This window comes from Streptomyces sp. NPDC008317, assembly GCF_042955955.1.
GTDB lineage: Bacteria > Actinomycetota > Actinomycetes > Streptomycetales > Streptomycetaceae > Actinacidiphila.
On the sequence record NZ_JBIBFQ010000009.1, the window covers coordinates 1 to 25,633 of the forward strand.

Annotated in this window: 20 protein-coding genes; 5 read left to right on the plus strand and 15 right to left on the minus strand. The window is 71.8% G+C overall.

Translation table 11 applies throughout. The features are described 5' to 3' along the window. On the plus strand, positions 1 to 567 hold a 567-nt coding region (locus ACFY9V_RS26615; protein WP_391163283.1), incomplete at its 5' end, for a biotin/lipoyl-containing protein. A gap of 159 nt (positions 568 to 726) precedes the next feature. On the opposite strand, the gene ACFY9V_RS26620 is transcribed toward ACFY9V_RS26615, so the two are convergent. After that, the gene (locus ACFY9V_RS26620) at positions 727 to 2,160 is read right to left on the minus strand and encodes a DHA2 family efflux MFS transporter permease subunit (protein WP_391163285.1); all 1,434 of its coding nucleotides are present in this window, start codon (positions 2,158 to 2,160) and stop codon (positions 727 to 729) included. 220 nt (positions 2,161 to 2,380) lie between these two features. Between ACFY9V_RS26620 and ACFY9V_RS26625 the strand changes: the two genes are divergently transcribed. Further along, positions 2,381 to 2,992, plus strand: a complete 612-nt coding sequence (locus ACFY9V_RS26625; protein ID WP_391163287.1) for a TetR family transcriptional regulator — start codon at positions 2,381 to 2,383, stop codon at positions 2,990 to 2,992. Between the two features lie 92 nt (positions 2,993 to 3,084). Here ACFY9V_RS26625 and ACFY9V_RS26630 read toward each other — a convergent pair whose 3' ends face one another. Then, entirely contained in the window at positions 3,085 to 4,038 is a 954-nt protein-coding gene (locus ACFY9V_RS26630; RefSeq protein WP_391050564.1) for a DeoR family transcriptional regulator, read from the minus strand. 142 nt (positions 4,039 to 4,180) lie between these two features. Beyond that, entirely contained in the window at positions 4,181 to 5,638 is a 1,458-nt protein-coding gene (locus ACFY9V_RS26635) for an NAD(P)H-quinone dehydrogenase (protein ID WP_355350338.1), read from the minus strand. Positions 5,639 to 5,768: 130 nt separating this feature from the next. Here ACFY9V_RS26635 and ACFY9V_RS26640 point away from each other — a divergent pair, with 130 nt between their 5' ends. The 3 genes from ACFY9V_RS26640 (at position 5,769) to ACFY9V_RS26650 (ending at position 9,801) form a co-directional block, all read left to right on the plus strand. Then, complete coding sequence (locus ACFY9V_RS26640; protein ID WP_355350335.1) at positions 5,769 to 6,206, plus strand: gamma-glutamylcyclotransferase; 438 nt, start codon at positions 5,769 to 5,771, stop codon at positions 6,204 to 6,206. A gap of 907 nt (positions 6,207 to 7,113) precedes the next feature. Next, complete coding sequence (locus ACFY9V_RS26645) at positions 7,114 to 7,929, plus strand: purine-nucleoside phosphorylase (RefSeq protein ID WP_355336924.1); 816 nt, start codon at positions 7,114 to 7,116, stop codon at positions 7,927 to 7,929. A 156-nt stretch (positions 7,930 to 8,085) separates the two neighbouring features. Then, complete coding sequence (locus ACFY9V_RS26650) at positions 8,086 to 9,801, plus strand: phospho-sugar mutase (RefSeq protein WP_391163288.1); 1,716 nt, start codon at positions 8,086 to 8,088, stop codon at positions 9,799 to 9,801. Between the two features lie 33 nt (positions 9,802 to 9,834). Here ACFY9V_RS26650 and ACFY9V_RS26655 read toward each other — a convergent pair whose 3' ends face one another. From ACFY9V_RS26655 to ACFY9V_RS26710, 12 genes are all read right to left on the minus strand, one after another. Next, positions 9,835 to 10,680, minus strand: coding sequence for a hypothetical protein (locus ACFY9V_RS26655; RefSeq protein ID WP_391163289.1), 846 nt, complete (start codon positions 10,678 to 10,680; stop codon positions 9,835 to 9,837). A 13-nt stretch (positions 10,681 to 10,693) separates the two neighbouring features. Then, positions 10,694 to 11,575, minus strand: a complete 882-nt coding sequence (locus ACFY9V_RS26660) for an ATP-binding cassette domain-containing protein (RefSeq protein ID WP_391163290.1) — start codon at positions 11,573 to 11,575, stop codon at positions 10,694 to 10,696. Positions 11,576 to 11,758: 183 nt separating this feature from the next. Beyond that, positions 11,759 to 12,685: a sortase domain-bontaining protein gene (locus tag ACFY9V_RS26665; protein WP_391050551.1), complete on the minus strand. Its 927-nt coding sequence runs from the start codon at positions 12,683 to 12,685 to the stop codon at positions 11,759 to 11,761. A 191-nt stretch (positions 12,686 to 12,876) separates the two neighbouring features. Next, entirely contained in the window at positions 12,877 to 14,328 is a 1,452-nt protein-coding gene (locus tag ACFY9V_RS26670; RefSeq protein ID WP_391163292.1) for a hypothetical protein, read from the minus strand. Positions 14,329 to 14,521: 193 nt separating this feature from the next. After that, entirely contained in the window at positions 14,522 to 15,643 is a 1,122-nt protein-coding gene (locus ACFY9V_RS26675; RefSeq protein WP_391163294.1) for a hypothetical protein, read from the minus strand. Positions 15,644 to 15,778: 135 nt separating this feature from the next. After that, the gene (locus ACFY9V_RS26680; RefSeq protein WP_355336915.1) at positions 15,779 to 16,888 is read right to left on the minus strand and encodes a hypothetical protein; all 1,110 of its coding nucleotides are present in this window, start codon (positions 16,886 to 16,888) and stop codon (positions 15,779 to 15,781) included. A gap of 218 nt (positions 16,889 to 17,106) precedes the next feature. Beyond that, complete coding sequence (locus tag ACFY9V_RS26685; protein ID WP_391163296.1) at positions 17,107 to 19,560, minus strand: hypothetical protein; 2,454 nt, start codon at positions 19,558 to 19,560, stop codon at positions 17,107 to 17,109. Further along, positions 19,547 to 21,271: a substrate-binding domain-containing protein gene (locus ACFY9V_RS26690; RefSeq protein ID WP_391163298.1), complete on the minus strand. Its 1,725-nt coding sequence runs from the start codon at positions 21,269 to 21,271 to the stop codon at positions 19,547 to 19,549. The genes ACFY9V_RS26685 and ACFY9V_RS26690 overlap by 14 nt, the downstream gene beginning before the upstream one ends. Before the next feature lie 44 nt (positions 21,272 to 21,315). Beyond that, positions 21,316 to 22,659: a phosphate ABC transporter permease PstA gene (pstA, locus tag ACFY9V_RS26695; protein ID WP_391163299.1), complete on the minus strand. Its 1,344-nt coding sequence runs from the start codon at positions 22,657 to 22,659 to the stop codon at positions 21,316 to 21,318. A gap of 108 nt (positions 22,660 to 22,767) precedes the next feature. Further along, positions 22,768 to 23,796 carry a phosphate ABC transporter permease subunit PstC gene (gene pstC / locus ACFY9V_RS26700; protein WP_355337214.1) on the minus strand — a complete coding sequence of 343 codons (1,029 nt, stop codon included), beginning with the start codon at positions 23,794 to 23,796 and terminating at the stop codon, positions 22,768 to 22,770. 266 nt (positions 23,797 to 24,062) lie between these two features. Then, positions 24,063 to 24,449: a hypothetical protein gene (locus tag ACFY9V_RS26705; RefSeq protein ID WP_355336911.1), complete on the minus strand. Its 387-nt coding sequence runs from the start codon at positions 24,447 to 24,449 to the stop codon at positions 24,063 to 24,065. A 261-nt stretch (positions 24,450 to 24,710) separates the two neighbouring features. After that, positions 24,711 to 25,406, minus strand: a complete 696-nt coding sequence (locus ACFY9V_RS26710) for a PH domain-containing protein (protein WP_355336910.1) — start codon at positions 25,404 to 25,406, stop codon at positions 24,711 to 24,713. Positions 25,407 to 25,633 lie beyond the last annotated feature (227 nt).

The window sequence follows — 25,633 nt, forward strand, 5'->3', positions numbered from 1 at the left end:
CGTGCGGCGCGGGCGCTGGGCGAGTTCACGGTGGAGGGGATGGCGACGGCGATCCCCTTCCACCGTGCGGTCGTCACCGACCCGGCGTTCGCACCGACGGACGGGAGTGCGTTCACGGTGCACACGCGGTGGATCGAGACGGAGTTCGACAACACGATCCCGCCGTTCGCGGGTGCGGTCGTGGACGAGGACGACGCGCCGGGCCGGGAGACCGTGGTGGTGGAGGTCGGCGGGAAGCGTCTGGAGGTGTCCCTGCCCGCGTCGCTGGGGATGACGCTGGCGCGGACGGCGGCCGCGGGGGGTGCCAAGCCCAAGCGGCGGACGGCGGCGAAGGCGGGTGCGGCGGTCTCGGGTGACGCGCTGCCCTCGCCGATGCAGGGCACGATCGTGAAGGTCGCGGTCGAGGAGGGCCAGCAGGTCACCGCGGGTGACCTGATCGTGGTCCTGGAGGCCATGAAGATGGAACAGCCCCTGAACGCCCACCGGTCGGGCACCGTCATCGGCCTCAAGGCCGAAGTCGGCACCTCCGTCTCCTCCGGCGCCGTCATCTGCGAAATCAAGGACTGACGCCACAGCACGCACGAAGGCGGTACGGCAGCGGCCGTACGTACGAAACGCCGGTGGGGCCGGTCACGACGACCGGCCCCACCGGCGTTCGCGCGTTGGTCCACGCACGCGGCTCCGTACCGTCAACACGGTCAACAGAGCCCCGTCAACGGGTCGCCGTCAGCGCAGGGACACCGGTTTCGGACTGCGCAGCGCCAGGACCAGGGCGACGGACAGGGCGGTGAAGACCGCGGCGGCGGTGAAGGCGGCGGTGGCGCCGTGGATGAACGGCTCGCTGTGCGCGTGGCGCGAGACGGTGCCGAACACCGTGACCAGGATGGACAGTCCGAGGCTGCCGCCGACCTGCTGCATCGTCTGGAGCAGCCCGGACGCGGAGCCCGCCTCCTTCGGCTCGACGCCGGAGAGGATGAAGGTGTTGAGCGGCATCATCGTGAAGCCGACGCCGACACCGATCAGGATCAGCGGGCCGAGGATGCCGCCCGCGTACCCGTCGGACGCGTTGAGCGTGGAGAGCCAGACCGTGCCGCCGACGTTGAACAGACCGCCGGTGGCGGCGACGCGCTTGGCGCCGAAGCGGGCGAGGGCGCGCGGGGCGAGGCGGGCGGCGACGAACAGCGGTCCTGCCAGCGGCAGGAAGGCGAAGCCGGTCCGCAGCGGGCTGTAGTGCAGATACGTCTGAAGGTACTGGGTGGAGAAGTAGAACACGCCGAACATCCCGGCGGGGACGAGCAGCATGATCCCGTACGCCAGCGCGCGGTTGCGGTTGAGGAAGAGCCGCAGCACGACCAGCGGGCGCTCGACGCGGGTCTCGTTGATCAGGAACGACACGAGCAGGGCGGCGGCGATGACGAAGCTGGTCAGGGCGCGGGAGTCGGTCCAGTGGCTCTCGCCGACGCGGATGAAGGCGTAGACCAGCGAGGCCATGCCGAGGGTGCCGGTCAGGGCGCCGGCGATGTCGAACCGGCCGCCGGGGTGCCGCTCGGTCTCCTTGATGTAGCGCGGGGCGAGCAGCACGATGGCCAGGCCCACGGGGACGTTGACGAAGAAGACCCAGCGCCAGGAGCCCCAGTCGGTGAGCATGCCGCCGACGGTGAGGCCGATCGCGGAACCGGCGCCGGAGATCGCGGAGAAGACGCTCAGCGCGCGGTTGCGTTCCGAGCCCTCGGAGAACGAGGTGGCGATCAGCGCCAGGGTGCTGGGCGCGGCCAGCGCGGCGGCGGCGCCTTGCAGGCCGCGGGCGATGAGCAGGGTGGTGGAGTCGTTGGCGACGCCGCCGGCCACGGAGGCGAGGGTGAAGGCGCCGACGCCCCACATCAGCGCCCTGCGGCGGCCGATCAGGTCGCCTATCCGGCTGCCGAGCAGCAGCAGGCCGCCGAAGGCGAGCGTGTAGACGTTCAGCACCCAGGACATGCCGGTGGGCGAGAAGCCGAGATGGGTGCCGATGCCCGGCAGGGCGACATTCACCACGGTGGCGTCGAGCAGCAGCATGAGCTGCGTGCCGACGATGGCCACGAGGGCGATGAACGGTCGCCCGCGGGCGGGGGACGGAGTGCGGGATGCGGTGGAGAGCGCGCGCACTGCGGGTGTGGACATGCTGAGTAAGCCTCCAGCGGAGAGCAATAAACGGAGGGTTCCTCCGTTAACTATACGGAGACAGCCTCCGGTTCTACAATCGCTTTTGGGCGGACTTTGACGAACGATGGGTTCGGGCGAGCCGCGGGCACGGGTGGCGTGGGCGTGGTCAGCCGTGGACGTGGGCGCGCCGCGGGTACGGGCGAGCCGTGAGGACCGGCACTTCAGGAGGCATGACGCCATGCGGGCAGACGCGCAGCGCAATTACGACCGGCTGCTGGAAGAGGCCGCCCAGGCCTTCTTCGTGCACGGCACCGACGTCGCCCTGGAGGACATCGCGCGGCAGGCCGGGGTGGGCATCGGCACGCTGTACCGCCACTTCCCCGACCGCTACACCCTGATGAACGCCGTCTTCGAGCGGGAGCTGGTCAAGCTCAACGCGCGCGCGCAAGAACTGCTGGAGGAGCCGGACCCGGTCGACGCGCTCACCAAGTGGCTCTACGCGGTCGCCGTGCACTCCACCGCGTACCGGGGCCTCGCCAAGGCCATCATGTCCGCGCCGGACGCGAAGATGCCCGCGTGCAAGGCGCTGCTGCGCTCGTCGGGCGAGTCGCTGCTGCGGCGCGCGCAGGACGCGGGCGAGATCAGGTCGGACGCCACCATGTCCGACCTGCTCAAGCTGATCAACGCGATCGTGCTGACCGCGGAGAACAACCGGGAGGACACGGGGCTGTTCGTTCGCCTGATGACGCTGACCCTGGACGGCCTGCGGACCCGGCAGGACACCGGCCGCGGGGCCGTGGAGGACACCGGCCGCAGGGCCGTGAGGGAGACGGCCGCGGAGCCGGTCTAGGAAGCTCGGGCAGCGGAGAGCTCCGGTGAGTGGAGAGCTCTCCGGTGGACGGGGAGCCCCGGTGGACAGGGAGCTCCGGTGGGCGGGGAGCCCTAGCGGCGGCGGACGTCCGCCAGCCGCGGGGTGGGCTCGGTGCCGCCGCCTCCGGCCAGCGACGGGCCGCCACCGGGCAGCGGCTGGGCGCTGCGCAGGGGCTGGGGCCGCCGGGGTCCTGGCAAAGGCTGGTCGTGGCGCGGCCGTCCGGCGGCGATGGCGTCCGCGCCGGTCAGCGGCGCCACGGTGATCTGCACGCCGCGGTCGGCGAGCGCCTGGAGTTCGGTACCGGCCCGCTCGTCGCCGCCGGGCGGCTCGTCGGTGACCAGGTGGGTGATGAGGTCGGTGGGCACGGTCTGGAACATCGTGTCGGTGCCGAGCTTGGTGTGGTCGGCGAGGACGACGACCTCGGCGGCGGACTGCACCAGCGCCCGGTCCACGCTCGCGGAGAGCATGTTGGACGTGGACAGGCCGCGTTCGGCGGTCAGGCCCGCGCCGGACAGGAAGGCGCGCGAGACCCGCAGCCCCTGGAGGGACTGCTCGGCGCCGCTGCCCACCAGGCCGTAGTTCGACCCGCGCAGCGTGCCGCCGGTCATCACCACCTCGACCCGGTTGGCGTGCGCCAACGCCTGTGCCACCAGCAGGGAGTTGGTGACCACCGTCAGTCCCGGCACCCGCGCGAGCCGACGGGCCAGCTCCTGCGTGGTGGTCCCCGCGCCGACGACGATGGCCTCGCCCTCGTCCACGAGATCGGCGGCGAGTTCGGCGATGGCCGACTTCTCCGCGGTCGCTAGATGGGATTTCTGCGGGAAACCGGACTCCCTGGTGAAGCCACCGGGCAGGACCGCACCGCCGTGCCGGCGGTCCAGCAGTCCTTCGGCCTCCAACGCCCGCACGTCCCGGCGCACGGTCACTTCTGAGGTCTGGACGACACGGGCGAGTTCACGGAGCGAGACCGCCCCGTTCGCCCGCACCATTTCGAGGATCAATTGGCGACGTTCTGCAGCGAACACGGAACCGACAGTAACGCCAACGTCCGTCGGCTTTCAGCACTTTGCACCAGATGACGGAAGTCGTGCACAAAAGAGACCGGCGAGTGCTATACGCCGACCGTGCGTTCGCAAACGGCGCCTTTCCGGATGACGCGAGGGGCCGTCAGCCCAGATCCGCCTCGGCCGCCTTGCGGGTGTGCAACTGCCGTGCCACCTCGGCCACCGAGCCGGACAGCGACGGGTACACGGTGAAGGCGCTGGCGATCTGCTCGACCGTCAGATTGTTGTCGACGGCGATCGAGATGGGGTGGATCAGCTCGCTGGCCTTGGGCGCGACCACCACTCCCCCGACCACGATCCCCGTGCCGGGACGGCAGAACAGCTTCACGAAGCCGTCCCTGATGCCCTGCATCTTGGCCCGCGGATTGCGCAGCAGCGGCAGCTTGACGACATTGGCCACGATCCGCTTGTTGTCCACGTCGGCCTGCGTGTAGCCGACGGTGGCGATCTCCGGGTCGGTGAAGACGTTCGAGGAGACCGTCTTGAGGTTGAGCGGGGCCACCGCGTCGCCGAGGAAGTGGTACATCGCGATCCGGCCCTGCATGGCCGCGACCGACGCGAGCGCGAAGATCCCGGTCACGTCGCCGGCCGCGTACACGCCGGGCGCGCTCGTCCGCGACACCTTGTCGGTCCAGATGTGACCGGAGTCGGTCAGCTTCACGCCCGACTCCTCCAGCCCCATGCCCGAGGTGTTCGGGATCGCGCCGACCGCCATCAGGCAGTGCGTGCCCGTGATCACCCGGCCGTCGGCCAGCGCGACCTCGACCCGGTCGCCGATCCGCTTGACGGACTGGGCGCGGGAGCGGGCCATCACGTTCATGCCGCGACGCCGGAAGACGTCCTCCAGTACGGCGGCGGCGTCCGGGTCCTCGCCGGGCAGCACCCGGTCGCGGGACGACACGAGCGTCACCGTGGAGCCGAGCGCCTGGTACGCGCCCGCGAACTCCGCGCCGGTCACGCCGGAGCCGACCACGATCAGTTCCTCGGGCAGCTCGTCCAGGTCGTAGACCTGCGTCCAGTTGAGGATGCGCTCGCCGTCCGGGAGCGCGTCCTCCAGTTCGCGCGGGCGCGCGCCGGTCGCCACGAGCACCGCGTCTGCGGTCAGCCGCTCGGTCGTGCCGTCCGCGGCCTCGACCACCACGCAGCGGCTGCCGTCGGCGGCGGTCTGACAGCCGTCGAGCCGCCCCCGCCCGCGCATCACCCGGGCGCCGGCCCGCGTCACGGACGCGGTGATGTCGTGCGACTGCGCGAGCGCCAGGCGCTTCACGCGTCGGTTGACCTTGCCCAGATCCACCCCGACGACGCGCGCCGCGCGCTCCAGCGGCGGGGTGTCGTCGGCGACGATGATGCCGAGTTCCTCGTACGACGAATCGAACGTCGTCATCACCTCGGCGGTGGCGATGAGGGTCTTGGACGGTACGCAGTCGGTCAGCACCGACGCCCCGCCCAGGCCGTCGCAGTCCACGACGGTCACCTCCGCGCCGAGCTGCGCCGCCACCAGGGCAGCTTCGTAGCCGCCGGGTCCGCCTCCGATGATCACGATCCTTGTCACGTACCCCATTGTCCCGCACGCGCCAAGTGTTCTCCGCCAGGGGGCACGCTTGTCCGATCCGGGCGCCGTCGCCCGCCGTCCGGACACCCCGAAACGGCGTGCGGCCGTCCGCCGCGCGTGCTCCCGTACTCTCGTGGTCATGTCGCTCTACGCCGCCTACGCCAGCAACCTCGACGCGCGGCTGATGACCCGCCGCGCCCCGCACTCCCCCCTGCGCGGCACCGGCTGGCTCGACGGCTGGCGGCTCACCTTCGGCGGCGAGCAGATGGGGTGGGAGGGGGCGCTCGCCACGCTCGTGGAGGACGAGGACAGCCAGGTCTTCGTCGGGCTGTACGACATCGCGCCCGTCGACGAGGAGTCGCTCGATCGCTGGGAGGGTGTGCCGCTCGGTCTCTACCGGCGCGCCACCGTCCGCGTTCACACGCTCGACGGGGAGGTCGCCTCGTGGCTCTACGTGCTCAACGATTACGAGGGCGGGCTGCCCTCTGCCCGCTACCTCGGTGAGTTGGCTGACGCCGCCGAGTCTGCCGGGGCCCCGCATGACTACGTCATGTCCCTCCGCAAAAGGCCCTGCTAGCGCCTGGGCCTTTCCCGCCCGTGTCTTTTTTGCCCGCCCGCCCACCCGTGCGGGTGCTTTTTCGTCTGCGGGTGCCGCCTGTGCCTGGTCGGTGCCGGTCCGGGGCACCTCCTCGAAATGCGGCTACCTGCCCCCGCGTATCCGGCACCCTCCCTGTCACCGCATTTCTGCGGGGGCACCCCGGCCCGTCCCCTCCCGGTACGTCGGCGTCCGACGGTCCGGTGGGGGTGGCCGGGGTGGGTGTCAAAGACCATGAGGGCACCCCGAGCGTCCTCCACCCAAGGGGCTGCATGGCCCCTCACACGGTCCGCAGGCGGACAGGTGTCAGAGACAGGCAGTCTCCGCCGATTTCCCACGGCGGAGGAACAGCCGGGCGCCCCCACCGGTCTTTGACACCTCCCTCAGCCACAGCGCACAGGCACACGCCGGCGTACTGGAGCCCTCGCGCCCACCCCGGCAGGTCGACGGCGGCGCAGGACCCGCACCGCACCCCCCTCCGCCACCACAGCCGACCGTCAGACGCCGACGTGCCCGAGCCCATCCATCCCCCTCCCGCCGCCGCGGGCGGGTCGGGGGGCGCAGGGGCCGAGCCCCCACCCACCCCCCACCCACCCCCCTCCCGGCAACCCCCACCGGACCGTCGGACGCCGACGTACCGGGAGGGGACGGGGCGGGGTGCCCCCGCAGAAATACGTTGACGGCCGGGTGCCGGATTCGCAGAGGCCAGGTGATACGGATTTCGAGGAGGTGCCCCGGCCCGGCACCGACCAGGCACAAGCGGCACCCGCAGACGAAGAGAACACCCGCACGGGTGGGCGGGCGGGCAAAAACGGGGCCCTGCCGGAGGAGCCGCACTTCGTAAGCCCAGGGCACCGTCTACGCGCGTAGGCCGAGACAGGTTACCCTCATGCGCGTGAACGCTTCTGTGAATGCCGACCCCTACGCCGCGGCCGACGCCGCCGCCGCCCGCCTGCGCGAGCTGACCGGCGCCGAGACCCACGACGTCGCCCTGGTGATGGGCTCGGGCTGGGTGCCCGCGGCCGACGAGCTGGGCGTGGCGGACTGTGAGCTGTCGATCACCGACCTGCCGGGCTTCCCGGCCCCGGCGGTGGAGGGCCACTCGGGCAAACTCCGCTCCGTGCGGATCGGCGGAGTGCGCGCCCTGATCTTCCTGGGCCGTACGCACCTGTACGAGGGCCGGGGCGTCTCCAGCGTCGTGCACGGAGTGCGCACGGCGGTGGCGGCCGGCTGCAAGACGGTGGTGCTCACCAACGGCTGCGGCGGCCTGCGCCCCGGTTACCTGCCGGGCCAGCCGGTGCTGATCAGCGACCACATCAACATGACGGCGACCTCGCCGATAGTGGGCGCGAATTTCGTCGACCTCACCGACCTGTACTCGCCGCGGCTGCGGACGCTGTGCCGCGAGATCGACCCGACCCTGGAGGAGGGCGTCTACGTCCAGCTTCCCGGGCCGCACTACGAGACCCCGGCCGAGATCGGGATGGTGCGGGCGATCGGCGGCGACCTGGTCGGGATGTCGACCACGCTGGAGGCCATCGCGGCCCGCGAGGCCGGCGCCGAGGTGCTGGGCATCTCGCTGGTCACGAACCTGGCCGCGGGCATGACAGGCGCGCCGCTCAACCACGAGGAAGTGCTGGAGGCGGGCCGCGAGTCCGCGACCCGGATGGGTTCGCTGCTCGGGCGCGTCCTCGGACGTCTGTAGGCACGTGGAGCCCGCGGGCGCGTAAAGCCGGGTGGACGGGCGGGGTAGTACGTAAAACTGACCCTGCCGGTGGAAACCGGCCCTGCCGCCCCGCGCGGCGGCATCGGCTGGAGGGGCGGGCCCTGGCGGCCCGACCCACGTGGAACGGAGAGCGGCATGGCGGGCGGAAACGGCGGGCGTGAGCTGGTGGAGCGCGCGCGCCAGTGGCTGGCGGAGGACCCGGACCCGGACACCCGCGCGGAGCTGGCGGGCGTCCTGGAGGCCGCGCAGGCGGGCCCGGACGACCCGCGCGGCGCGCAGGCGCTCGCGGATCTGGCGGACCGTTTCAGCGGCACGCTCCAGTTCGGCACCGCGGGCCTGCGCGGCGAGCTGGGCGCCGGGCCGATGCGGATGAACCGCGCGGTGGTGATCAGGGCCGCCGCGGGCCTGGCCGCGTATCTCGGGGAGCGCGCCGAGGACGCCCTGGTCGTGGTCGGCTACGACGCCCGGCACAAGTCGTACGACTTCGCGCGCGACACCGTGGCCGTGATGGTCGGCGCCGGGCTGCGCGCCGCGCTGCTGCCCTCGCCGCTGCCGACGCCCGTACTGGCCTACGCCATCAGGCACTTGGGCGCCGCGGCCGGGGTGATGGTGACCGCGAGCCACAATCCGCCGCAGGACAACGGCTACAAGGTCTATCTGGGCGACGGCTCGCAGATCGTGCCCCCGGCCGACGCGGAGATCGCCGAACGGATCGCCGCGGTGGGCGCGCTGGCCGATGTGCCGCTGGCGGCGGGCGGTTGGCGGGTGCTCGGCCCCGACGTGGTGGAGGCGTATCTGGCCCGCGCGGCGGGCGTGGTCGCCGAGGGCGGCGCGCGCGATGTGTCGGTGGTCTACACGCCGATGCACGGGGTGGGCCTGCGGACGCTGATGGCGGCCTTCTCCCGCGCCGGTTTCCCCGCGCCGACGCCCGTGTCCGAACAGGCCGAGCCCGACCCGGACTTCCCCACCGTGGCCTTCCCGAACCCGGAGGAGCCGGGGGCGATGGACCTGGCGTTCAAGTGCGCCCAGTCCGTCGGCCCCGACGTCGTGATCGCCAACGACCCGGACGCCGACCGCTGCGCCGTCGCCGTACCGGACCGCGACTCCCCCGCGGGCTGGCGGACGCTGCGCGGCGACGAGTTGGGCGCGCTGCTCGCGGTGCACCTGGTGCGTACGGGCGCGGCGGTGGCCGGGCGCGACACGTTCGCGGCGAGCATCGTCTCGTCGTCGCTGCTGTCGAGGATCGCGGCGGGCGCGGGCCTGGCGTACCGGGACACGCTGACCGGCTTCAAGTGGATCGCCCGCGTCGAGGGCCTGCGGTACGGGTACGAGGAGGCGCTGGGCTACTGCGTCGACCCGGAGGGCGTACGCGACAAGGACGGCATCACGGCGGCGCTGCTGATCGCCGAGCTGGCCGCGACCCTCAAGCAGCACTCGCGCACGCTCACCGACCTGCTGGACGACATCGCGCTCGACCACGGTCTGCACGCCACCGACCAGCTCTCGGCGCGGGTCGCCGACCTCTCGCTGATCGCGGACGCGATGGCCCGGCTGCGCGATCGGCCGCCGGCCGCGCTCGCGGGCCTCGCGGTGACGTCGGCGGACGATCTGGCCGAGGGCAGCGAGCAGTTGCCGCCGACGGACGGGCTGCGCTACCGCCTGGCGGGCGCCGGGACCGTCGAGTCGGCGCGGGTGGTCGTCCGGCCGAGCGGTACCGAGCCGAAGCTGAAGTGCTACCTGGAGGTCGTGGTGCCGGTGGCCTCGGCCGCCGATCTGGGCGCGGCGCGGCGTACGGCCGACGAGGTGATGGCCGCGCTGAAGGCGGATGTGGCGTCGGCGGCGGGTATTTGACGGCGCGTCACATCGCGTGCGGGTCGGGCCCGTTCAGTCGCGGGTCAGATAGCTGAAGCCGGTGTCCGGGCCCACGCAGGTCTGGAGGGTGAGGTCGCCCCAGTAGAGGCCGTTGTCGGGGCCGCCCCTGCCGGGGTTGACGTAGGTGGCGTAGACGTGGAAGGACAGCGTGCCCCTCGGGGTGTCCAGGGTGACGCGGGTGCCGACCGGCAGCGGGGCAAGCTTGTCGTAGCCGCAGTAGTCGTGGCCGACGATGACGGAGGTTCGCATCTCGTAGCCGTCGGAGAGCGCCGGATCGGGTCCCGCGAACAGCACGGCCGCCCCGCACGCGTCGATGGTGGCCTGGTCGCCGCGCACGACGGGCCGTGACCAGTCGCCGATCCGCAACACCGTGGTGCCGGGCGGGTATTGACGCTCGGCGGCGGCCTTCTTCGGCGCGGCGGGTGCGCCGCGGGACGGGTTCGGCCCCGGCCGGGCGGCCGTCGTGGCGGGCGGCGGCGCGCCCGTCCGGGAGGGGGCGGCGGATGCCCCGGCTCCCTTCGTGCCCTTCGTGCCCTTCACGGCCTCGGCCTTCCCGGTCGGCGGCGGGAAGGCCGGTGGGGTGCTCGCGGCCGGATCGGCGTACGGACGCGGCCGGTTGGCGTCCCCGGCCGGTGACGCGGCGGACGGGTCGGGCACGGTAGGCACGGCGGGAGCGGTGGGCACGGCGGGCGCGGACGGCCGCTGTACGGGGACGCGCGTACGGTCCGCGGCGGCCGGTGGGGTGTGCGCCGCCGGGTGAACGCACGAGGTCAGGGCCGCGGCCAGCGCGGTGGCCACGGACGCGGTCAGCAGCGCGGGTGCGTACGGGCGGCACCGTGGGCTGCGCGGAGGTCGCACGGGGCGCCGCCGCTCAGCCGAACCGGCCGTTGACGTAGTCCGACGTGCGTGGGTCCTGCGGGCGGTTGAACATGTCGTCGGTCGGGCCGTGCTCCACGATCACGCCGGGCGTGCCCTGTTCGGCGAGGAAGAAGGCGCAGGAGTCCGAGACACGGGCGGCCTGCTGCATGTTGTGGGTGACGATGACGATGGTCACGTCGTCGGACAGCTCGCCGATGGTCTGCTCGATGCGCCGCGTGGAGGTCGGGTCGAGCGCGGAGCACGGCTCGTCCATCAGCAGCACGCGCGGCCGTACCGCCAACGACCGTGCGATGCACAGGCGTTGCTGCTGGCCGCCGGAGAGCGCGCCGCCGGGCTGCCGCAGCCGGTCGCGTACTTCCTTCCACAGCCCGGCCTTGGTCAGGCACTCCTCGACCAGGTCGTCGCGCTCGCCGCGCCCGGCCTTGACGCCGTTCATCTTCAGTCCGGCCAGCACGTTGTCGTAGATCGACATCGCGGGGAACGGGTTCGGCTTCTGGAAGACCATGCCGATCTCGCGGCGGGCGTGGGTGATCCGGCGGCCCCGGTCGTAGATGTCCTCGCCGTCGAGCAGGACCTGCCCGGCGAGCGAGGCGGTGCCGATCAGTTCGTGCATGCGGTTGAGGATGCGCAGGAAGGTGGACTTGCCGCAGCCGGAGGGGCCGATCAGCGCGGTGACGCGCTGCGCGGGCATGGTGAGCGACACCCGGTCGAGCACCTTGTGGTCGCCGAACCAGGCCGACACCTCACGGGCGTCGAGGGTCGCGGAACGGGAGGCGGAGCGGGAATCGGAGCGGGAATCGGAGCGGGGGTCGCCGCCGGTCGGCGGGTCGCCGGGGACGGGCGGCAGTACGACGGTCTCGTCAGTCGCTGACATCGTGTTCCTCATATGCGTCGGGTATGCGTCGGGGCGGTTCGTGGCGGGCTCGGTCCGAAAGCGGCTCAAGCGGTCCGGTCCCAGGCGGTCCGGGACCAGGCGGTCCGGTCCCGGGAGGTCCGGCCTCCAGCACTCCGGTCCAGAGAACTCCGGTCCAGCACCCCGGTCCCAAGTACGCCGGTCTCACAGCAGGTTGGGCAGCAGGCGGGTGGCCTCACCGGACAGGGCGACCACGACGGCGGCGAGCACCGGGACCGCGCAGATCCACGTCTGCCAGCGCCCCCAGCGCCGGTAGGTCCAGGTGACGGCGACCGCGACGAGCAGCAGCCCCTGCGTCCACAGCAGGATCGGCAGCCAGGCGGCCGGGTCACCGGCCAGCGGCTGCTCGGCCGCCGAGATGCCGCCGCCCGCCGCCGGGCCCGGCTGGACGTCGCTGACCAGTTCCGCGTCCACCCGCAGCACACCGTGCGGGGTGTAGAGGCCGCCGGTCGCGGTCATCAGGATCAGCCGGCCCTGTCCGGTGCCGGGCAGCGCGGGCGCCGGGTCGCCCGCGTGCCGCACTCCGGTCACCTGGTACCGCTGCTGGCCCTGGCCCGTCGTGACGGTGATCGGGTCCCCGGCCTTCAGCTCGTCGATGTGGTTGAACGGGCTGCCGTAGCCCCACTGACGGCCCATCACGATGCTGGTGCCCGGCTGGCCCGGCAGCGGGGTGTCCCTGCGGTGCCCAGGACCTGACCTGAGCACACCGGACGTCGTGCCCTGGAAGACGACCTCCTTGAGGCCGATCGCCTTGATGTGCAGCACCGCGACCGGCGAACCCAGCGGCACGGGCTCGCCCTTGTCGTCCAGACGGCCCACCGGGGCCGTGCCCTTGGCGAGTTGGGCGCGCAGGTCGGCGTAACCGGTCTGCTGGGCGCGGGCGTGCTCGACGTGGCCGAGCAGCGTGAGATTGACGACGAATCCGAGCAGCAGCGCGGCCAGCAGGGTCAGCGCCGCGCCCGGGATGACGAACCAGGCGGCGGGCGGCTGTTCGGCCGCCCGACCTATCTGCGGCTCGGCCGGTTCCGGCGGCGGCCCGGCGGCCTCGCGGGACGGTGACAGTACGGCCACGGGTGGCGCTCCTTCGCGTGCGTGCGTTTCGCTGACGTGCTCGGACGGGGGGGTCGGCGCCGCGGTCTCGTACGCGGCCCCGACAGCGGTCGTACGGACCGGTCGTAGCGGTCGGTCGTACGGCGGCAGTACGGCCGGTCGCCGGGCGGCGGACGGTCGGAACCGCCCGCCGCCCGGCGTGCCGCGTACGGTCAGTCGCGCGGCGTGGGACCGAAGGTGAGCAACTTGCCGTCCCTGCGCACCCGGTAGGCGGCATAGCCGCCACCGGTCACCATCAGGAACGCCAGCACGCTCAGCGGGACGACACCGGTGGCTCCGGTGGCCGCCAGCGGGCCGTTGCTGCCGCCGGAGCCGCCCGACGTCCCCGACGAACCGCCGCTGGACAGACCGCCGTTGGCCGCGCCGCCGTCGGTCGACGTGCCTCCGCCGTCCGCGCCGCCGGTGTCGGTGGGCGTGTCCGTGGGGGTGTCGGTCGGGGTGTCCGTGGGCTCGTCGGTCGGCGTGCCGGTCGGATCGTCGGTCGGCGAGGTGCCCGCGCCCGCCGTGAACGCGAACGTCTGCTTGATGCCGCTGGTCGCGCCGGTCAGCACCAGGGAGTGGCTGCCGTCGGCGAGGTCGGCGGGCAGGGTCACCGCGTAGTTGGCGATCTTGCCGCTGTTGTCGGCGGTCGCGTCGTCGGCGGCCGGGGACCCGTCCAGCGCGAAGGTGATCTTCTCGCCGTTCCCGCCCGTGGGGCCCGGCAGGAACCCCTCCGCGGTGACCTTGATCTTCTGGCCCTTGGTGAGCGCCGGGGTGTCGTGCAGTTCGGTCCCGGAGTCGTCGAGCACGGTCAGGTCGGGCTCGGCCACCACGGGATACGACACCCCGTTCTGGCTGGCGGCGAACTTGAGCGGGTCGCTGGGCGTGAACTGCGCCGAGAGCGTGATGACGCCGGGGTTGCCGATCCCTGGAATGCTCGCCGTCGCCACGCCGTTGACCAGCGGAATCATGTTCCCGCCGGTGACGGGCACGGCGCCCTGCTTGAAGGTCACGGTGCCTTCGGCGGTGTCCGGCGTGACGGTGGCCTTGAGGGTGATCTTCTTGTCCGCCACGGCCCGGCCCGCCGGGTCGACGGTGAGAACGACGGAGGTCGACGTCGGCGGGGTGACCGTCTTCACCGCCCAGTCGGAGCCGGTGATCTCGATGAACGTGGTGAAGGTCGGCAGGTCCCCGGCGGACGGGTCGGCGGACTTGCAGACCACGTCGATCGGATACGTGCCGTCGGCGAGTTCCACGCTTGACGCGTCGAACGCGGAGCTGATCGACCGGAGGATCGTGCCGTTGCCCCCCGAGGCCGGGAGCCGCGCGGTGATGGGGGCGGTCGAGAACGGGGCGCCGTTGGTCAAGTGGGTCGCCAGGAGCGACTCCGCGCCGTCGAGGACGATGTACACGCTCACGGCGTCCTGGTAGTTCGTGGGGCATGCCTGGTCGACCGAGACCGACGTGAAGGCCGGGGAGTCGTCGACGGTGCCGGCGGCGGGCGACAGCGTCACGTTCCCGGCCAGATCCGCGTTCGCGGTCCCCGCGGTGGTGAGGACCAGGGCCCCGGTGCCCAGGACCAGTGCGAGCACGCTCAGCAGCGCCGCGTGCATTCTTCGTTTCATGTCTCCTCGTCCCCTCGGGGATATGCGTCGGTCGTACGAGTCGTACGAGTCGTGCGGTGGCGGTGCCGGTACTGCGGTGATGCGGTGCTCAGGTGGTGCGGTGGTGCCGTTCCCGCCGTGTCACGGCGGCAGCCGGGCATCTGGACGATGCCCGGCCGGTGGTACGTCTGTGCTGGTCAGCGCTGTTTCGCGGTCACTTCGTGGTGAAGGTGAAGGAGACCTGGACGAAGCTGCACAGACCGGTGAGGGTCAGGGTGTGGGAGCCGCGGGCGATCAGCTTCGGCACCGTCAGGTCGTAGCCGGTGACCGAGCCCCGCGCGTCGGTCGCCACCGGGGCGAAGAGCGCGAGGGCGTTGGACACGAACGGCAGCACCTGCTCCTGGCTCTGCGGCAGGAAGCCCTGCGCGGAGACCTTGATGTGCTGTCCGGGGGTCAACTGCGGGCTGTCCCCGAGGGCGTTGCCGTCCGCGTCGGTCACCGTGACGGACGGCGCGTTGACGAACGAGTAGCTGAGGACCGAGTAGTCCTGCGCGTAGGCGAGTTGGTCGGCGGGGATGAAGACCGCGATGTAACTGCGGACGTTCGGCGCGGCGTTGGCCGGCGGCTGGAAGGTGGCCACGCCGTTCACGACCGGCACCGGGGTGTCGTACACGGTGACGCCGTTGTCCGCCTCGAACTGGACGGCTCCGGGCACGCCGCCCGCGACCTTCGCGGTGAGCGTGAAGGGCTTGCCGACCTGGACGTGGTTGGCCGGGTCGGCGCTGAGCCTGACGCTGGTGGCGACCGGGGCGGCGTGGCCGGAGACCTGCCAGGTGTCACCGGTCACGTCGATGAAGCCGGTGAACGTCGGGTGCTCGGGGAAGTTCGCCCGGTCGGCGTTCGCGCAGGTCACGTGGATCGGGTAGGTGCCGTCCGCCACCGGGACACTGGCGACGTCGAAGGCGGTGGCGATCGACCGGACGATGGTGCCGTTGCCCGACGCCTCCGGGACCTGCGCCGTGACCGGGGCCTTGGCGTACGGGGCGCCGCCGGTCAGGTGGGAGGCCAGGAGCGACTCCCGGCCGTCCGGCACCACGAGCGACACCGTGAGGGCGTCCTGGTAGTTCGCCGGGCACGCCTTGTCGACCGACACCCGCGCGAACGGCGAGTCGTCGTCGATGCCGGTGCCGCGGGCGGTGAGGGTGACCGTGCCCGAAGTCGCCGTCGGGGTACCGGTGGTGGCGCCTGCGGTGCCCGCCCCCGCGAGCAGCGCGCCCGTGCCCATGGCCAGTGCGAGCGCGCCGACCAGAACGCCGCGCAGTCTTCGTCTCGTCATTGTCTTCTCTCCCCCTGAAGGAGTCCGGTGTGTACGTGGCGCACCGCGTCGCGGTGCCGGGAGCGGCCGGGCGCCCCCGAGGGACGCCCGGCCCGGCGGACGGTGGTCCGCCGCTGTGACGGGTCAGACGACGGGTCAGACGAGGTCGCGGCTGACCAGGGTGGTCGCGTTGCCGCAGTTGGTGTCGGTGCCGAAGCCGTACTTGTTGATCACCGTGGTGGTGGAGTCGTACTTGGCGGTGCACACCTTGGAGGCGCTGCCGACGAAGGTGTTCTTGATGAGCGTCTCGCCGGTCACCCGGCTGTCCGGGATGACGTTGTAGACCTCACGCGTGACCGGGAACGCGGTGTTGAGGTTCCCGCTCGCGTTCAGCGGCGCGGTGGAGTTGACGGTCTTGAGCACCGCGCCGTTGCGACGGTCGGTCACGCCCGGCAGGGAGCGGCCCTGCGCGATGTGCTGCGCGATCGAGAACGGCATGAGGTCGTTCGGGCCCTGGAGGGCGCTGCCGTTGTGCTCCTGGACGGCGGCGCCGTTCGCGGCGGTGTCCTTGACGCAGGACGGCAGGGTGGTGGCGTTGAAGCCCAGCGTCGAGGCCCAGAACTTGCGGGTGCCGGAACCGGCCTGCGGCACCAGCGGGTGGACGGTGACGCCGCCGATGGTCGGGTACGTGCCGGCCGGCAGCGGGTTGCCCGCCGTGTCCAGGCAGTTGTAGACCCGGGTCAGGTCGGAGGTGGCCTTCTGGGCGTTCGTCAGGGAGGAACCGCCGGCCAGGTAGGTGAAGTTGGCGGGCAGGTTGGTGGTGGTCGCCGTCGCCGCCGTCACCGCGTCCACGGCGAACGGGATGAAGGTGAACTGGCCCGTGGCGTTGGGGGTGGAGGAGGACCGGGCGAAGTCGATGCAGTGGCTGCCGGCCGCGATGTCGGCGCGCAGCGCGTTGACACCGGCGCCCGAGCCGTCGGGGCGGGTGACCGACGCACAGGTGGTGTCCCGCGTCGAGATCGTGGAGGAACCGGTGGCGTCGTAGGACGCGATCAGGTTGCCGTCCGAGGAACCGGTCGGGTTCGGGTCGGCGATCTTGTTGCCGAGGCCGTTGAGCACGTCCTGCGTGGTGTCGGAGCCGACCGCGACGAGCGTGCGGTGGACACCGGCCGCCGGGTCGGCCTGAGCCGTACCGGCCACGATGGTGACACCGAGGGTCGCGGTACCGACCACGATCGCCGCCCGCTTGGCGAATTTCACGTTCACTGTATTTCCTCCGAGTCGATGCGGATGGAATTTCCAGACGTGTGACACGCAAGGAGAATTGATAATTCCCCCCAAAAGACCTGACCTGTCGGTCCGGCCATGAATGATCCTGCCGATCTCCTCAAGAAGTGGCAACCAAAATTACCGCCCCGCAAAAGTGAACAACGGGTATTCCAAATTCTCTTTTATTTTCCTTCCAAGGGGCGCCCAAGTACCCGTCACACCGGTTTCCTGCCGCGGACGACGCCCGCGCGCATCAGCAGGGGCCCGGCCAGGGAGCCCGCGATGCCCGCGATGAGGACGATCAGCAGCACCCAGCGGATGGCGCCGAGAATCGCCTGGGGGGTGGTGCCGCCGGTCTGGGCGACGTTGCTGACGGGGGGCGAGGCGGCGGGTCCGCCGGTGGAGCCCTTGGTCGTACCGGCGGCGGGGGCCGACGACGACGGGGACGCGGGCGGTGCGCCGCCCGGCCCCGGTCCCCCGCCGGTCGCCCCGTGGCCGGCGTCGCCGCCCGTACCGCCGCCGGTCGTTCCCGTACCGCCGGGGCCGGAGCCGGAACCGCCGTTGGAGGACGTGTCACCCGGTCCCGTGGCCGGGGGCACACCGGCGATCAGCGCGGACGCGGCCGTGAGGGCCTGTTCGCGCAGGGTGGCGGTCAGGGGTGCGTAGCCGAGCGGCAGCAGGCCGAAGCCGATGCCCTGTCGCTGGCCGGAGCCCGCCGCGTACCGGATCAGCGCGGCGTAGGTCTTGCGGTCGGCGGCGTCCAGCGAGGTGGAGGCGGCGGCGTAGGTGACGGTGGTGAGCGGGTAGGCGCCCGGTGTCTTCGCGGAGGGGTCCGCGTCCAGGACGCCCGGGGCCTTGCCCGCCTTCATCCCGTTCACCGCCCTGGTCATCGAGTCGACCGTCGGGGCGACGAACTGGCCGTCGGCGTTGAGGAGTTCGGCGGTGCCGAGCCGGTAGCGGGCGGCGCTGGCCGCGTCCGTCAGGCCCATGATGAAGTTCGAACCCGCGGGCTGCGTCTCGGCCTTCGTCAGCGCCGGGGGCGTGGACGTGGGGTTGAAGCCGGTGATGCCGCCGTTGTTGGCCTTGCGGACCGTCCTGGCGTCGTCGCTCAGACCGCTGCCGTACGGGTTCACGCCGACGGCCGTCAGCCGGATGTCGGGGAAGCGGCTGTCGGGTGCCCACACCGTCGGGTCCGGCTTGTCGAAGCCGGACGGCGGGGTGCTGACCGGTGCCAGTTCCAGGAAATACGGATTGATGACCGTGCCCCACGGGTCGGGTTTTCCGGAAAGGAAGTTGCGCGCGTCGGGGTCGGAGAGCAGCCATTTCCACAGCTGCCCCGCCGAATCGCTCGCGCCCTGCGGGACCCCGATACCGAATCCGCAGGAACTGCCCACGGGGTAGGGCACACCGGCGTTGAGCCGCGCGAATTCGGGGTCGCGCTCGATACCGAACGGGTTCTTCGCCGGAAGTCTGCCGCGCGGGAAGTCGTTGCCCGGCAGGTCGCACTGGTAGGACTCGGTGAGCATCTTCGCCACGAGCCGCGCGTTCAGCCGTATCCGGGGCACCTGTTGGGACGATCCGGCGACCTGGACGCTGTAGCCGATGACGAGTCCGGAGACCGCGACCGGCGCGTGGACGACCGGTGCCACGTCCGGCTGGGGCAGCACCGGGTTCTCGATGAAGGCGAGTCCGGCCGAGCCCGTGCCGGGGCTGGTGACCTGCGTACGGGAGAAGTCCTCGAGCTGCGGAACGTATCCGTAGGTGACCTTCTGCGAGGTGCACAGGGTCGGCGCCCAGGAGCTCATCGCCTCGAAGATCATCTCGGAGCCGATGGTGGGCTGTTCGTCCTGGCCGATCGGGCAGGGCGAGTCGGTCGGGGCGAAGTCGAGGCGGAACACGATGCGTTGGGCCCAGTTCCCCGCGGACAGCGGGGAGCTGATCAGTCCGTTGGGCGGCGGCGCTTCGGAGCCGTCGGGTTCGTGGGTGCCGCGGGGCACGACCACGAGCCAGCACGGCTCGGGCGCCTGACCGGTCCTCGCCACCGTGCCGCACCCCAGGATCGGCGAGGTGTCCGCGTCCTCCGCCTGGAAGATCGTCTGGCCGCTGCCGTCGACGCCGGTCGTGGCGAGGTCCTGCTCATTGGTCGCGTACTGCGTGAAGAACTGGTTGACGTCGGTCGAGCTGGCGCCCTTCACCGTGGTGAAGGGCACGGTGTGCTGCGCCGGCTCCAGCGGGTCCAGATTGCCCACGCTCCGCCCGACGTTGAGCACGCCCGTGTTCGGCGGCGGGTTCCCGTACTCGCACTGCTCCGGGGTCGGGCCGGTCGCCGCGTCACCCCAGCACTGCATGAGCTGGAGGTAGTTGCCCGCGTTGTTGGGCGAGCTCTTCACCCCGCCCGCCCATGAGACCTTCAGTCCCTGCGTCCGCAGATTCCTCGTCTGCTCGACCGTCACCCTCAGGTGCGAGAAGTCGTCGTAGGGACCCTTGGTGCCGGGCTTGGTGACGGCGGAGCCGGTGTCCGTGCCGGTGTCCGCGTGGGCCTGTCCGCCGCCCGCCGACGGTGGCAGCAGGGTCAGGCCGACGGCGGCGAGCAGCGAGGTGAGAAGCGCGCCGAGGCGGACCGACAGGACGCGGCCTCGGGCGGCTCCGGGGTGGTTACGCGCGGCCATCACGCCTCCCGTTCCTGGTCAGCCGCCTGGCGAGGGTGGGCGGGGCGAGGACGACCAGCAGCAGCGCCAGGGCGGAGAGCCCCATGAGCCAGGTCCGCATGCCCCAGAAGGTCTCGTTGCCGACGCCGACGCTGGAGGCGACGATGTCCTGGTTGCCGCCGGTGCCGCCGGAGTCGCCCGCGGGCAGTCCGGTGTCGGGGTCGACGCTCTGGCCGGTGCCGCCCGTGGCGGTCGTACCGCCGGTGGCGGCGCCGCTCGTACCGGCCGTGGTGCCGCCGGACGTGGTGCCCGTACCGCCGCTCGCGCCCGCCGTGGTGCCGGACGAGCCGCCGCCCGTACCGCCGGAACCGCCCTTGCTCCCACCGGAGTTGCCGCCGTTGGAGCCGCCGCCGGAGGCGGCGTTGGCCTGCGGCTTGACCGAGGTGGGCTGCCTGGACGCGCCGCCCGTGCCGTCGGAGCACTGCTGCGTGCCCTGCCGGTCGCACGCCTTGGGGAACGGCGCGTTCTTGGCCAGGGTGTTGGTGCCGTCGCTGGAGAAGGTCGGATTGTGGCAGCCCGCCAGATTGATGGTCTGGGCCTGCACACCGGGGACGCGTTTGAGCTGGTCGAATCCGGCCTGCACGAGGTTCTTCGGCAGCGGCGAGAAGCCCAACGGCTGTGCCTGCGACTGGCCTTGGCACAGGAAGTAGTAGCCGAACGCGCCGAGCGTTCTGCCCTTGTCCTCGGTCAGCGGCGAGTCCAGCGAGGTCGGCAGGATCATGTAGCTGTAGCTGGACAGCGGATACGTCCGCGCGTCCTGGTACGCGTAGACCTTGTCGAGGATCTGCGTCAGATACTGCGAGGAGTTCTCGTCCTGGTTGATCTGCGCCTGGGTCAGCGCCACGGCGACGTTGGAGGCGGTGGGCTCGGTGTAGTAGCCCTTGGCGTTGAGCACCTTGGCGACCGGGAAGCCGGTGGTGACCGCGTAGGAGTACTCGACGTAGGTGATGGCGCCCTCGGCGTAGTTCTGCCGGGTGTAGCCGGACACGCCGAGCGAGCCGGACTGGGCGATGAAGCCGGAGCCGGGGATCACCGGGTAGTACGACGTCAGGCCGCACGGGGTGGGCTTGTTGGCGCGCTTGCAATAGTCGTTCCACACCGCGCCCTGCTGCTTGGACATCCACAGCGTGAACTGGGCGGTGGTGCCCGAGCCGTCGGAGCGCACCACCGGGATGATCTTGCGGGCCGGGAGGGTGAGGCCGGGGTTGTCGGCGGCGATCTGCCGGTCGGACCAGTTGGTGATCCGGCCGGTGAAGATCTTGGCGACCGTGCCGCCGCTCAGCCGCAGATTGGTGACCCGCTTGCCGCCGATCTTCAGGTTGTACATGAAGGCCGTGCCGCCCGCGACGATCGGCATGTACGCGTAGCCGCGCTTGGGCGGAGGTTCACGCACCCCGAACTCGGTCATGCCGTAAGGGATTTCGGACACGGCGAAGTCGACGGTGCCGTTGGTGAACTGCTGGCGGCCGTCGGACGAGCCGCTGCCCGTGTAGTCGACGGTCATCCCGTACTTCTTGACGCTCGCCCGCCACTGGTCGACGGCGTTCTGGCTCCAGGTCGAGCCGGCGCCGCTGATCCTCGCGTACGAGTCGGCCTTGGCCGGCGGTGCCTGGCCGAGGAACAGCAGCGAGATCAGCAGCGCGGCCATCGCACCCGCTGCCGCCCTTGCCACCCTTGCCGCCCTCGCCGCCCTGAGGCCCGTCCAGCCGATCCTCTTCACGATCCGTCAACTCCCTGTGCAGGTTGGATTGTTGTCGTGCGGAAGGCCGGGGCGGCCGACGCCGACGAGTAGCCGTCGCGCGCCGCGGCGCGCTCGGTGAAGCGGCGCGTGTCCCGGCGGGAGGCGACGACCCTGCGGTGGGTGCCGCGCCTGCTCAACTGGCCCGCGTCGCGCCCGCCGAGGACCCGGGCGAGCGCGAAGAGCACCAGGACGAGCACCAGCAGCACCGACGCCGCGCCGAACCCGCGCGCGATCATGGTGGGTTGGGGGGACTTCACGAACTCGAAGGTCGCGAGCGGCAGCGACACCATCGGGTTCTGCGAGGGGTCGTAGTTGGTGCTCGCGCCGAAGCCCGCCGTCAGCAGGACGGGAGAGGTCTCGCCGATGCCGCGGGCGGTGCCGAGGATGACCGCGGTGGTCAGCCCCGACCGGGCGGTGGGCAGCACCACATGCCATACGGTCCGCCAGCGCGGCGACCCCAGCGCGTACGACGCCTCGCGCAGGGTGCCGGGCACCAGCCGGATCACCACGTCGGAGGCGCGGATGATGATCGGCAGCATCATCACGGAGATGGCCAGCGACGCCGCGAAGCCCGACTTGGGGACGTTCAGCGCGAGGATCACGGTGGCGTAGATGAACAGACCGGCCACGATCGACGGCAGCGCGGTCATCGCCTCGACGACCGTACGGACGAAACGCGCGTAGCGTCCGGGCACTTCGTTGAGGAACACCGCGCACAGCAGTCCCGCCGGGACGGTGAGGACCAGGGCGATGCCGATCTCGATCAGCGTGCCGACCACGGCGTGCTTGATGCCGCCCGCGCTCAGCGGGTCGAGCGGCCCGGTGACGGACATGTCCTGGGTGAAGAAGTTCAGGTGCGGTATCGCCCTGCGGCCGGACCACAGCGTGTAGACGACGACGAACAGCAGGGCGACCAGCAGCAGCACCGCGATGCTGTGGACCACGGCGGAGGCGATCTTGTCGCGCACCACCGGGCCGTCCTCGTCGAAGGAGACCAGCAGCGCGTACAGCGCGATGAACAGCGCGTACCAGAAGACGACGAAGCCGAGGGCCCCGCTGAAGGGGGCGATCCTGGCGAAGAACAGCCAGGTGAGGGAGAGGGAGGCGGCTGCCGAGCCGAGCAGTCCGAGCAGGTCGGTCTGGCGGACGGTGGAGGTGGAGCGCCGGCGTTCCGCTGCCGCGGGGGCCGGGCCGGGGATGACGGTGCCGGTGCCGGGGGCCTTCGTGGCCGGGTGCGCCGGGGCCGGGTGCGCCGGGGCGTTGGCGGTCCCGGCGGATTCCGGCGCCGTGGTGACGGAGTCCGGTGCGTCCGTGGTCATACGAGGGGGTCTCCTGGTTCCGCCGATCGCTCGGCCTACGGCGTGCGTGCGGCTGACGGATGCGGGCTGACGGTGGGGCGGCGGCTCAGCGGCTCGGCTACTGGGCGGCTACTCGGCGGTGGCGCCGGACCGGCTGCGGGCGACGATCGACGAAGCGGCGAAGTTGACCACCAGCGTCATGAGGAAGAGGGCCAGACCCGCGGCCATCAGCGCGGACATGCCCAGCGGGCTGGCCTCGCCGTACCGCAGCGCGATCAGCGACGAGACGGAGCTGGTGCCGCTCTGGAGGATGTGCGGCTGGATGACGAAGATCGGCGAGATGACCAGGTAGACGCCGATGGTCTCGCCGAGCGCGCGGCCCAGGCCGAGCATGGTGCCGCCGATCATGCCGCCCATGCCGTACGGCAGGACGACCGAGCGGATCATGCCCCAGCGGGTCGCGCCCAGCGCGTACGCGCCCTCCCGCTCCCCCACCGGGGCCTGCGAGAACACCTCGCGGATGATCGAGCAGATGATCGGGGTGACCATCATGGCCACGACGATTCCGGCGACGAAGGTGGACGCGGTGTAGACGGTCGCGGTGGCGAGCGGGTCGTGCGGGTCGGCGCCGTCCACGTGGAAGAGCGGGATCCAGCCGAAGTACGTCGACAGCCAGCGGGCCAGGCCGATCACCTTGCCCTGGAGGAAGAACAGCCCCCACAGGCCGTAGACCACCGACGGCACGGCGGCCATCAGGTCCACGGTGCTGACCAGCGTGCGGCGCAGCCTGGCGGGGGCGTACTCCGAGATGTACAGCGCCGTGCCGATCGCCATCGGCACCGCGATGACGATCGCGACCGCCGCGATCAGCACCGTGCCGATGATGACGGCCGCGATGCCGAAGTGCCCGGCGTCCGGGTCCCATTCGGCGGTGGTCAGGAACGCCGGAACGCCCACCTTGCGCAGCGCCTGCCACGCCCGGTACAGCAGGAATCCGCCGACCAGCAGCATCACGACGAGCACCAGGCTGCCGCCGCCGCGCGCCACTGCCCTGAACACCCGGTCGGGCAGCCCCGAGTCGGCGTGCAGCCGCCGGGCGCTGTCGGCTCCGGGCCCGTCACCCTGGTCCGGCTCGCCGGTTCTCGCCAGTGTTCGCATCGTCACGCATTGACGCTCATGGTCCGCGATGGCCGCATTCGCAAGCCGATGTGAACGACAGCACCCGTAGGGGCAACTTCGGTTTCCGTACGGAATCACGTGGGCCGTACAGCCGTACGGGCCGGGGGGCGGCGGGCGGGTCGGGTCAGGTCGGGGCGCGGGGCGGACGCGGGGCGCGGGGGCCGGCCGGGCGGGCGGGGAAACACGGCGGCCACGTCCCGCCGCGCGTCGGCGCGGCACGGAACGTGGCCGTTGAGGTTCTTCGGTCAGCTCGCGTCGTCCCAGGGCACGGATTCGGCGGCGCCGAGCCCGAGCAGTGTCAGACGGAACCGGTCGTACGCGGCCTGGCACGTCGAGTGCCGCTCGTACGCCCGCGCCGATACGGCCTGCACACGACCCTCACTGTCCCGTAACCGCCAGATCCATCCATTGGACTCGGCGGCGTGCTGTACGCCGCCCGCCAGTCCCTCCGCGCTCTCGCACAGCCCCTCGAAGGACGCCCTGCACGCGGCGTCGTCCGGATACGCGTTCGCCCCGAGAGCGATCACCCGGCCGTTGTTCGCCGTCAGTCGCCACGAGTGCCACCCGTTCTCGTCGATGTCGATCTGACACCGTGTCCCCACCACACTGGCCCCACCGATCTCTCCTGCCATCTGCCGCAACCCCACCCCTGATGACCTCTTTGTCGCCCCACGTCGAGGAAGGCCGCACGCGCGGTAGATCGTGCGGCACGGGCAATGTATGTGGCCTCAGATAATTGAGGGTTGTCTCACAGGTTGCCCACGGCATCCTTCACCGCGAAGTTGCCCCTTGTTCACGGACGGTCGCTAGGGGTGACGTTCGCAGGGCGCGCCGGGCGGCGCGGGGGCCTCGGGGGGTCTCCGCAGGGCTCAGGGGGGCCTCGGGGGGGAGGGTCAGCCGCCGATGGCGAGGAGGACGACGAGGACGACGAAACCGGCGACGGCCGGGGCGATGACCTCGTAGGCCCAGCGGATCTCGGGCTTCGGGGGCTCGGAGCCGTCGTCGGCGCCGTGCCGCTCCTTGAGCTCGCGCAGCTCGTGGATGGCCTGGTCGGAGGGCGAACGGTAGGCGCCGTCGTCGTCGACCGGGAGGCCGGGGCGCGGCTTGCGGCGCGGGGGCGCGCCGAAGGGGTCGTCGCCCGCCGCCTTGGCGCGCATCTGCTGCTTGGTCGCGCGCTTGCGCGCGCGCAGCGAGACCGGGATCGCCCAGATCTGGTACTTCTTGCCGCCCGCGAACAGCTCGTTCGAGAACGACGCGCGCAGCGACTCGACGCCGGCCCACGCCACCGAGATCGTCCTGAACGGGTTGCGGACCTTGAGCCGCTGCTCGCCCGCGTAGACGGCGGGCCGCAAGGTGAACGCCACGATCAGCGGGATCGCCAGCAGCAGTGAGGCCAGCGCCAGCCACGGCGCGTGTCCCTTCCCGTGCACCACGGCGTCGCCGCCCAGCCACAGCGCGAGCACCAGCAGCAGCACACCGGCGCACAGTCCGGCCACCGAGCGGTAGACCCGGTCGGGGTACTGCGGTGTCCCGCCTGCCGGGTCGGGCGTGGTGGCCTGCGCGGCCGGGCGGTTGTGGTGGCTCGTCATAATCCCCGATTCTGCCCCACCGAGCCGCCGCCCTCGGCCCCGGCCCTGTTGCGTTCCCGCATCTTTCCCCCAAACCCGCACTTCCCGCCAGGCGCGCGCAGAACCGCGCGCGCAACCCCCCACCGGCCGGCGGCCGGAAAACAACCGGGCTGCCCCGCCGGGACCGGTGTCGACCTGCGGGAGCGCCATGGCTGACCGCGCAGTTCCCCGCGCCCCTCAAAAGACCG